The organism is Acidisphaera rubrifaciens HS-AP3 (assembly GCF_000964365.1).
GTDB classification, from domain to species: Bacteria; Pseudomonadota; Alphaproteobacteria; order Acetobacterales; family Acetobacteraceae; genus Acidisphaera; species Acidisphaera rubrifaciens.
This window is the reverse complement of record NZ_BANB01000118.1, coordinates 1-9,265: the sequence shown is the minus strand read 5'-3', so window position 1 is coordinate 9,265 and position 9,265 is coordinate 1. Positions and strand designations below refer to the sequence as shown.

Here is a 9,265-nt window from a genome sequence, read left to right as displayed (position 1 = left end):
GGCGCCGCCGGCGGCCGCCGGTGACGACGGTGCTGGTGGCGGCCGGGCTCGTCGCGCTGCTGGGCTGGGGCATCTGGCAGGGGATCGACGGGCGGAGCCGCGCGGAGGCGGAGCTGACGCAGACGACCGCCGTGGACGCCGTTCCGACCGTGGACGTGGTGCGGCCGACGCCGAACGCGCCGGACCAGGAGCTGGCGCTGCCGGGCAACACGCTGCCGTTTACCGACACGCCGATCTATGCCCGCACCAACGGCTACCTGAAGAAGTGGTACTACGACATCGGCGCGCACGTGAAGCAGGGCGACCTGCTGGCCGAGATCGAGACGCCGGAGATCGACGAGCAGCTGCATCAGGCGCGGGCCGACCTCGTCACCGCGCAGGCGAACCTCAAGCTCGCGGCGATCACCGCGCAGCGCAACGAGAACCTCGTGAAGTCGCAATCGGTGTCGCAGCAGGAGCGCGACAACGCGGTCGGTGCTTATGCCGCCGACAAGGCGATCGTCGCCTCGCGGCAGGCGGACGTTGCGCGGCTCGAGAAGCTGCAATCGTACGAGCGCGTCTATGCGCCCTTCGACGGGGTGATCACCGCCCGCAACACCGATATCGGCGACCTGATCAACGCCGGCGCCGGGGCACCCACGACGCAGCTGTTCCACATGGCGGCGACCGGCGTGCTGCGCATCTATGTGCAGGTGCCGGAGCCCGACGCGCCGGCGATGGTGGTGGGCGCGCATGTCGGCATCACGCTCGACGAATATCCCGGCCGGGTGTTCGACGGGAAGCTGGTGCGCAGCAGCGGGGCGATCGACCTTGCCTCGCGCACGCTGCTGGTGGAGGTCGATGTCGACAACCCCAAGAGCGAACTGCTGCCGGGTGCCTATGTATCGGCGCATTTCAAGCTGCCCGGCTCGCACAGGACTTACACGATCCCGGCGAACGCGCTGCTGTTCCGCCGCGAAGGCCTGCAGGTCGGCGTGGTGCGCGACGGGGAAGCGCAGCTGCGGTCGATCCGCATCGGACGCGACTACGGCAACCGCGTCGAGGTGATCGAGGGGCTGAGCGCGGACGACGACGTGATCGTCAACCCGTCCGATTCGCTGATCAGCGGCACCCGCGTGCATGTCGCGCCGCCGGCGGCGGGCAAGGCGTCGTGAGGACGCATCCCGCGCCCGCCCTCGCCGCGGCGCTCGCCCTGGCGGCGTGCAATGTCGGTCCCGACTACAAGCGGCCCGACGCGCCGACGACCGCCACGTTCAAGGAAGACGTTACGCCCGCCGCCTATCGCGCCGCCGGGCAGTGGCATCGCGCGCAGCCGAACGACGGGCTGCCGCGCGGCGCATGGTGGCGCATCTTCGGCGATCCGCGGCTCGACGCGCTGGAGACGCAGGTCGACCGCGGCAACCAGGATCTGCGCCTGGCCGAGGCGCGGTTCCGGCAGGCACGCGCGGCGATCGGTTTTCAGCGCGCGGCGGAGTTCCCGACGCTCAGCGTGGGCGGCACCGGCGGGGCGCTCAAGGATTCGGCGCATCAGCCGTATTTCCTGATCCCGAACCCCACCGCGCAGGGCGCGCTGACACTGCCGGTCGACCTGTCGTACGAGATCGACGTATGGGGCCAGATCCGCCGCACCGTCGCGGCGACCCGCGAGGAGGCGCAGGCGACCGCCGGCGATCTCGCGACCGTGCGCCTCAGCCTGCACGCGGAACTGGCGATCGACTACATCGAACTGCGCGCCGCCGACGCGCAGGAGAAGCTGCTGGCCGACACCGTCACCGCCTATGAGAAGGCGCTGTCGCTGACGCAGAGCCGGCTGCAGGGCGGCGCGGCGCCTTTGTCGGACGTGGCGCAGGCGCAGACGCAGCTCGACACGGCGCGCGTGCAGGAGACCGATATCGGCGTGCAGCGCGCGCAGTACGAGCACGCGATCGCCATCCTGATCGGCGAGCCGCCGGCAGCCTTCAGCCTGCCGCCCTTGCCGCTCGACCTGGAGCCGCCGAAGGTGCCGCCCGGCCTGCCGTCGGAGCTGTTGCAGCGCCGCCCCGACATCGCGGCGGCGGAGCGGCGCATGGCGGAGGCGAACGAGCAGATCGGCATCGCCGAGGCGGCGTATTATCCGTCGCTGAACCTCAGCGCGCTCGCGGGGTTCGAGGGCACGACGCTCGCCACTTGGTTCGGCCTGCCGAGCCTGTTCTGGGCGGTCGGCCTGTCGGCGTCGGAACTCGTCTATGACGGCGGCCGGCGCAAGGCGCAGTCGGAGAACGCGCTCGCCGGCTATGACGCGGCGGTGGACGCCTATCGTCAGACGGTGCTGACGGCGTTCCAGCAGGTGGAGGACAACCTCGCCGCGCTCCGAATCCTGCGCGACGAGGCGGCGCAGGAGAAATCCGCGATCGACGCGGCGGCGTCGTCGCTGCGGATCTTCAACAACCGTTATCTCGGCGGGCAGGACGCATACATCAACGTCGTCACGGCACAGGAATTCCTGCTGAGCAACCAGCGCAACGACGTCGACCTGCGCCGCCGGCGGATGGAGGCGGACATCCTGCTGGTCAAGGCGCTCGGCGGCGGCTGGAACGCCGACGAGATCCCGGCGCTGAAGGGCAGTGGCGAGGCGGACGCGACGGCGGGGGCGCCGGGATAGGCGCGACGCTATGCGGCCGGCGCGGCTTTCGCCGCCATCTGCTCCACCGCCTCCATCGCCTTGGCCGCATACATCACCGACGGACCGGCGCCCATGTACACCGCCATCGCCAGCGCCTCGGCCACGGCAGCGGGCGTCGCACCCTGACGCACCGCGCCCTCGGCGTGATAGGCGATGCAGGGATCGCAGCGTACGGCGACGCTGATCGCGAGCGCGATCAGCTCCTTGGTGCGGGCGTCCAGCGCCTCGCCCTGATGCGCCGCGCGCGCCATGTCGCCGAAGGTCTTCATCACGTCCGGCGACAGCTTGCGCAGCTCGCGCACCGCGCCGTTCATGTTGCCGATCAGTGCCAGCCAGTCTTCGACCATCGTCGTGTCCCCCGGTGTTCTTGAAAAAGGTCAGGCAAGCAGATGCTGGCCGCCATCGACGGGGATGACTGTGCCGGTGATGTGGCGCGCCGCATCGCTCGCCAGAAAGGCGGCGAGCGCGCCGATATCGGCGGGCTCCACCAGTTGATGCTCCGGCGCCGCCGCCGCCGCGCGGTCGAGCAGCTCGTCGAAACGGTCGATGCCGCTGGCCGCGCGGGTGCGCATCGGCCCCGGCGAGATCGCGTGCGCGCGGATGCCCTTCGGCCCCAGTTCGGCGGCAACGTAGCGCATGCTGCTCTCCAGCGCCGCCTTCACGGGTCCCATCAGGTTGTAGTGCTCGACCACCCGTTCCGAGCCGTAGAACGTCACAGTCAGCAGACAGCCGCCGCGCGTCATCAGCGGCTCCGCCAGCCGCGCCATGCGGATGAAGGAATGGCACGAGATGTCCATCGCGGTCGCGAAGCCGGCGGCCGAGCAATCGGTGACGCGGCCGTGCAGGTCGTCGCGCGGCGCGAAGGCGATCGAATGCAGCACGAAATCAAGCCGGCCCCAGGCCGCGCGCACCGCGTCGAATACCGCGTCCAGCTGCCCGTCGACGCGCACGTCGCACGGCAGCACGAGGTCGCAGCCGAGGCGGTCGGTAACGGCGCGGACATAGGGCTCGGCGCGGGCGTCGAGATAGGTGGCGGCCAGCCGCGCGCCGGCCGCGGTGAAGGCGGCGGCGCAGCCTGCGGCGATGCTCTGCGCGTTGGCGATGCCGACGACGAGGCCGCGCCGGCCGCGCAGATCGACGATCGGGCCGTCCGGGGCTGCGGTGGGCGCGGCCTGCGTGCCCGTGGTCATGGCCGCGCCTCCGCGTCCGGGGCGGCATCGAGCGTTTCGAAGGTATGGCGGGCGATCATCGCTTCCTCGTCGGTCGGTATGACATGCACCTCGATCCGGCTGGCGGCGTCGCTGATGCGCCCCTGTCCGCGCGTGTTCGCGCACGGGTCGAGCGTGGCGCCGAGCCACGCGAGCCGCGCGACGACGAGGCCGCGCACGGCGGGCGCGTGCTCGCCGATCCCCGCCGTGAAGACGAAGCCGTCGAGGCCGCCGAGGCTCGCAACCAGCGCGCCCGTCTCGCGCGCGATGCGGTAGACGAACAGCTCGATCGCTTCCTTGGCCGTGGTCTCCCGCCGCCCGATGAGCTGGCGCATGTCGCCGCTGATGCCGGAGACGCCGAGCAGGCCGGAGTCCTGATACAGCAGCCGCTCCACCGCGTCCGCGTCGAGGCCGTAATGCTGCTGGAGATAAAGGACCGCACCCGGATCGATGTTGCCGCAGCGCGTGCCCATCACCAGCCCGTCGAGCGCGGTGAAGCCCATCGTGGTATCGACGCTGCGCCCGTCGCGCATCGCGCACAGGCTGGCGCCGTTGCCCAGATGCGCGACGATGACACGCCCCGCCGCGAGCGCCGGGTGCTCTTCACGCAGCCGGCGGGCGATGTATTCATAGGACAGGCCGTGGAAGCCGTAGCGGCGCACGCCCTCCGCCTCGTAGCGGCGCGGCAGGGCGAAGCGGGTCGCGACGGGCGCGAGGCTGTGGTGAAAGCCGGTGTCGAAACACGCGACCTGCGGCAGCCCCGGACGGCGCGCGGCGATCGCGCGGATAGGCGCGAGGTTGTGCGGCTGATGCAGCGGCGCCAGCGGCGTGAGACGGGCGAGCGCATCCAGCAGCGCATCCGTCACCCGCGCCGGGCGGTGCAGCGACGCGCCGCCATGCACGACGCGATGGCCGACCGCGACCAGCGCATCGGCGCCGAGATGGCCGTCCACCCAGTCCAGCAGATGGGCTAGCAGCGTCTCGTGCGTCTCCGCCCCGCCGGCCGGCCAGCGATGCTCGGCGAGCGTCCGGCCGGCGCGGTCTTGGGCGATGAAGTGCGGCGCGTCGCCGATCGATTCGATCTGGCCGTGCGAGACGGCGACCGGCACGCCGTCCGCCCGCTCAAACAGCGCGAACTTGAGGCTCGACGAGCCGGCGTTGATGACGAGGACGGAGTCCGTCATCGCGTCGGCTCCCGGGGATCGGGCGGCGGCGCGGCGCGATGGCCACGCGCGAGCAGCACGGCGACGGCGCAGGAGGCCAGGCGCGTGCGTTCGCTGTCGGCGCGGCTGGTGAGGATGATCGGCACGCGCGCGCCGAGCACGACGCCCGCCGCATCGGCGCCGGCGAGGAAAGTGAGCTGCTTGGCCAGCATGTTGCCTGCCTCCAGATCCGGCACCACGAGGATGTCGGCCTGCCCCGCGACCGGCGAGACGATCCCCTTGGTCGCCGCCGCCTGCGGGCTTACCGCGTTGTCGAAGGCGAGCGGGCCATCCAGCACGCCGCCCGCGATCTGCCCGCGCTCGGCCATCTTGCACAGCGCCGCCGCATCCAGCGTGGAGCGCAGCTTCTCCGTCACCGTCTCCACCGCCGAGAGGATCGCGACGCGCGGGCGCTCCAGCCCCATGCCGTGGGCAAGCTCGATCGCGTTGCGCACGATGTCGGCCTTGGCGTCGAGGTCGGGGGCGATGTTGACGGCGGCATCGGTCAGCAGCAGCGGACGCGGATAGCCCGGCACGTCCATCAGATAGACATGGCTCAGCCGGCGCGCGGTGCGCAGGCCCGTCGTCTCCGCCACCACTTCGTGCAGCAATTCGTCGGTGTGCAGCGATCCCTTCATCAGCAACGCCGCCTCCCCCGCACGCACCAGCGCCACGGCCCGCGCCGCCGCCGCCGTGCTATGCGGCACGTCCTCGATGCGGAACGGCATGATGTCGACATGTGCCGCCGCCGCCGCCGCCCGCATCCGCGCCGCCGGCCCGACGAGGATCGGCGTGATCAGTCCGGCGCGGGCCGCCTCCGCCGCCGCCTCCAGCGCATAGGCGTCGCACGGATGTGCGACGGCGGTGGGCAGCGGCGTGCCGCCCGCCGCCTGCGCCAGCGCGGCGCGGAACCGCTCGTGGCGGCTGACGCGCACGTCGGGGAGTTCGACGCGCGGGCGGCGCACCTTCTCGGTAGGTGCGCGCACCACGGCGGTGCCGGTGATGACCGCCTGTCCGTCCTGGTTGGTGCAGGTGCAGTCCAGCACGACGTCGCCGTGCTCCGGCCGCTTTTCCAGCACCGTCAGCGTCGCCGTGATGGCATCGCCGATGCTGACGGGACGGCGGAAGCGCAGCTCCTGGCTGAGATAGATGGTGCCCGGCCCCGGCAGGCGGGTGCCGAGCACGCTCGAGATCAGCCCGGCGCCGAGCATGCCGTGGGCGATGACGTGATGGAACATGTCCGTCGCCGCATAGGCCGGGTCCATGTGCGCCGGATTGACGTCGCCGGTGACGACGGCGAACAGGTCGATGTCCTGCTGCGTCACCGTGCGCGTGATCTGCGCCGTCTCGCCGATCGCGATTTCGTCGAAGGTACGGTTCTCGATCATCGCGTCGGCGGCGGTTGTCGCGTCCATCGGCGGCGCTCCCTATCGCTGGAACACGTAGTCGCCGGGCGCGTCGCCCAGCACGGGCGCGGCGGCGGAGCCCATGGGCGGCGGCGCCACGGGTGGGCCCGACCGTGCGGCGAGCCAGTCGCCCCAGGCGAGCCACCATGAGCCGTCGCGCCGTTCGGCGGCGGCGGCCCACTCGTCCGGCCCGACATAGCGCTCGCCGTGCATGCGGGTCTGCAGGCGGTAGTGCCGGTGCGGATGGCCCGGCTCGCTGACGACGCCCGCGTTGTGACCGCCGGAGGCGAGCACGAAGGTCAGTTCGCCGTCGTTGAGCAGATGCAGCTTGAACACCGACCGCCACGGCGCGATGTGGTCCGTCTCCGTGCCCACCACGAAGAACGGCACGCGAATGTCGCCGATCGAGACCGGCCGCCCGCCGACGTCGAGGCGCCCCTCCGCGAGGTCGTTGTTGAGGAACATGTGGCGCAGGTATTCGGCGTGCATCCGCGCCGGCATGCGCGTGCCGTCGGCGTTCCATGCCATCAGGTCGCTCGGATGCTCGCGCTCGCCCAGGAGATAGCTGCGGATCGCGCGCGACCAGATCAGGTCGTTGGAGCGCAGCAGCTGGAACGCGCCCGCCATCTGCCGGCTGTCGAGGAAGCCCTGCACGCGCATCAGGTCGTCGAGGAAGGCCAGCTGATCCTCGGTGATGAACAGCTGCAGCTCGCCCGCCTCGGTGAAATCCGTCTGGGCACAGAACAGCGTGACGCTCGCCAGCCGGTCGTCGCCGTCGCGCGCCATCGCCGCCGCCGTCAGCGACAGCAGCGTGCCGCCGAGGCAGTAGCCCGTCGCGTGCACGCGCACCGTGCCGCAGATCGAACGGACCGCATCGAGCGCCGCGAGCACGCCGCGCGTGCGGTAGTCGTCGAGCGTCGTGTCGCGCATGTCCGCATCCGGGTTGCGCCACGAGATCGCGAACACCGTGTAACCTTGCCCGACCAGCCAGCGGATCAGCGAGTTATGTGCCGACAGGTCGAGGATGTAGTATTTCATGATCCAGGCCGGCACGATCAGCACCGGCTCCGGCCGCACCTGCCCGGTCGCGGGCGTGTACTGGATCAGTTCGATCAGCCCGTTGCGCAGTACGACCTTGCCCGGCGTCGCCGCGAGGTCCACCCCCACGACGGGGGCGTCGGGATGCGCCGCCTGGCCGCTCATCGCTTCCTGCGCATCGGCGAGGAAGTTGGTGAACCCCTCGCGCAGGTTGGCGCCGCCGCTGTGCACCGTGGCGCCGATCACCTCGGGGTTGAGCCACGGCACGTTGGAGGGCGAGAGCGTGTCGAGCCACTGACGGATGGCGAAGCCGACGATGCGCCGGTCGGGACGCGCGACGCCGGGCGGCGTCGCCGTGGCGTGGGCCCACCATTCCTCGGCCAGCAGAAAGCTCTGGTGCAGCAGGTTGAAGGGCGGCGCCTGCCACGACGGGTCCTGGAAGCGGTGATCCTGCGGCGGCGGCACGATCACCGAGCGGCCGAGCGCCGCCTCGCCGAGGCGGCGCCATTGTTCGAACCCCTCGCGGATCAGATCGGCGCGGTGGAACGGCGCGTTGGCCAGATGCGTGAGCCAGTCGAGGAAGGACAACGTGATACTGCCGGGCGACAGGCCGAGTGTGACGCGCGCCTGTGCCGCGTGCAGCAGCGCGTCGGCGCCGCCGACCGCGCGCGCCGTCGCTTCGCTGGGCGCGCCGAACGGCTCCCGGCGCGGTTCCGTCACGGCAGGAATCTCTCGCATGCCGTCCATGTCGGTCTCCGATCCATAGGAATGCGGCCATATAGACCGCGGACGCGGGGCACCTCCTTGACCGGGATCAACGCGGGGCGTCCCCGGGGGACGCAACCGGATCGGCGCGCGCCGCGCGTCGGCGCCGCTATTCGGCGGCGAAGGCGCGCGGCGAGGGCGCGATCGGCGGATGGATTCCCACGCGCATCAGGCCCGCGACGACGTAATAGACGCTCTTGAACGCCAGCACCGGCACGACGGACGCCCAGCTTCCGCGCAGGTTGCCAGCCAGCAGGCTCACCAGACCATCGCGCATGCGCAGCGTGTTGCGCGGCGCCATGAACAGCGTGCGCAGCGCCGGCGTGTTGATCCGGTAGATCAGCCACGCGATGCGGTCCATCGCGCGCGTCATGTCGCGCTGCATCCGCGCGGCCAGCACCCGGCCGCGCGCCGGATCGTCGAGCCAGGCATCCGCGACCTCCGCCCCGCGCTCGCCGCCGGTCATGGCCAGCAGCACGCCCGAGGAGAACACCGGGTCGAGAAAGCCGAACGCATCGCCGATCAGCGCGAAACCCTCGCCCCAGCCGCGCGTGGAGCGATAGGAGTAGTTGCCGGTCGCCACCACCTCGTCGATCAGCGTCGCCTGCGTCATGCGCGCGCGCACGGTGGGGCTCGCGGCGATGCGCTGGAGCAGCAGGTCGCGCGGCGTGCCGCGACGCTCGCGAAAGACCGACGGGTTGCCGACGAAGCCGACGCTCATCACCTCGTCGGGCAGCGGGATCATCCAGAACCAGCCGTCCTCGGCCAGATGCACGCTGATATAGCCCGCGCGCTCGCCCTCGCGCCGCTGCGCGCCGCGGAAATGGCCGAACACGGCGGCGGTGTTGTTGCGCTTGTTGGCGACCTTGGTGCCGAGCCGTCCGGCGAGGAAGGCGTCGCGTCCCGAGGCATCGAGGACGAAGCGCGGCGCGAAGACGCGGCGCGCGCCGCCGGGGCCGACCGCCTCCACCCGCGCGCGGGCGC

8 protein-coding genes are annotated in these 9,265 nt (G+C 71.5%); 2 read left to right on the top strand and 6 right to left on the bottom strand.

Annotated features, from left to right (window positions below; genetic code table 11):
• Both B8460_RS04540 and B8460_RS04535 read left to right on the top strand, forming a co-directional pair.
• Positions 1-1,154, top strand: a 1,154-nt coding sequence (locus tag B8460_RS04540; protein ID WP_048860390.1) for an efflux RND transporter periplasmic adaptor subunit, incomplete at its 5' end; no start/stop codon positions are given.
• On the top strand, positions 1,151-2,641 hold the full coding sequence (locus B8460_RS04535; RefSeq protein WP_048860389.1) for an efflux transporter outer membrane subunit: 1,491 nt from the start codon (positions 1,151-1,153) through the stop codon (positions 2,639-2,641). The genes B8460_RS04540 and B8460_RS04535, both read left to right, overlap by 4 nt.
• 8 nt (positions 2,642-2,649) lie before the next feature.
• On the opposite strand, the gene B8460_RS04530 is transcribed toward B8460_RS04535, so the two are convergent.
• The 6 genes from B8460_RS04530 to B8460_RS04505 all read right to left on the bottom strand — a co-directional run.
• Positions 2,650-3,009 carry a carboxymuconolactone decarboxylase family protein gene (locus tag B8460_RS04530; protein WP_048860388.1) on the bottom strand — a complete coding sequence of 120 codons (360 nt, stop codon included), beginning with the start codon at positions 3,007-3,009 and terminating at the stop codon, positions 2,650-2,652.
• Between the two features lie 30 nt (positions 3,010-3,039).
• Entirely contained in the window at positions 3,040-3,852 is an 813-nt protein-coding gene (gene fabI / locus B8460_RS04525) for an enoyl-ACP reductase FabI (protein WP_048860387.1), read from the bottom strand.
• Positions 3,849-5,054, bottom strand: coding sequence for an acetate/propionate family kinase (locus B8460_RS04520; RefSeq protein WP_048860386.1), 1,206 nt, complete (start codon positions 5,052-5,054; stop codon positions 3,849-3,851). The genes fabI and B8460_RS04520 overlap by 4 nt, the downstream gene beginning before the upstream one ends.
• Entirely contained in the window at positions 5,051-6,487 is a 1,437-nt protein-coding gene (locus B8460_RS04515; RefSeq protein ID WP_048860385.1) for a bifunctional enoyl-CoA hydratase/phosphate acetyltransferase, read from the bottom strand. The genes B8460_RS04520 and B8460_RS04515 overlap by 4 nt, the downstream gene beginning before the upstream one ends.
• Positions 6,488-6,499: 12 nt before the next feature.
• Positions 6,500-8,263: a PHA/PHB synthase family protein gene (locus B8460_RS04510; RefSeq protein WP_048860384.1), complete on the bottom strand. Its 1,764-nt coding sequence runs from the start codon at positions 8,261-8,263 to the stop codon at positions 6,500-6,502.
• 127 nt (positions 8,264-8,390) lie between these two features.
• The coding region (locus B8460_RS04505; protein ID WP_048860383.1) for a tryptophan 7-halogenase at positions 8,391-9,265 on the bottom strand (875 nt) is incomplete at its 5' end.

Coding starts and splice junctions, on each gene's coding strand:
- B8460_RS04530 (WP_048860388.1), bottom strand. CDS start 3,009: ATGGTCGAAGACTGGCTGGCACTGATCGGCAACATGAACGGCGCGGTG.
- fabI (WP_048860387.1), bottom strand. CDS start 3,852: ATGACCACGGGCACGCAGGCCGCGCCCACCGCAGCCCCGGACGGCCCG.
- B8460_RS04520 (WP_048860386.1), bottom strand. CDS start 5,054: ATGACGGACTCCGTCCTCGTCATCAACGCCGGCTCGTCGAGCCTCAAG.
- B8460_RS04515 (WP_048860385.1), bottom strand. CDS start 6,487: ATGGACGCGACAACCGCCGCCGACGCGATGATCGAGAACCGTACCTTC.
- B8460_RS04510 (WP_048860384.1), bottom strand. CDS start 8,263: ATGGACGGCATGCGAGAGATTCCTGCCGTGACGGAACCGCGCCGGGAG.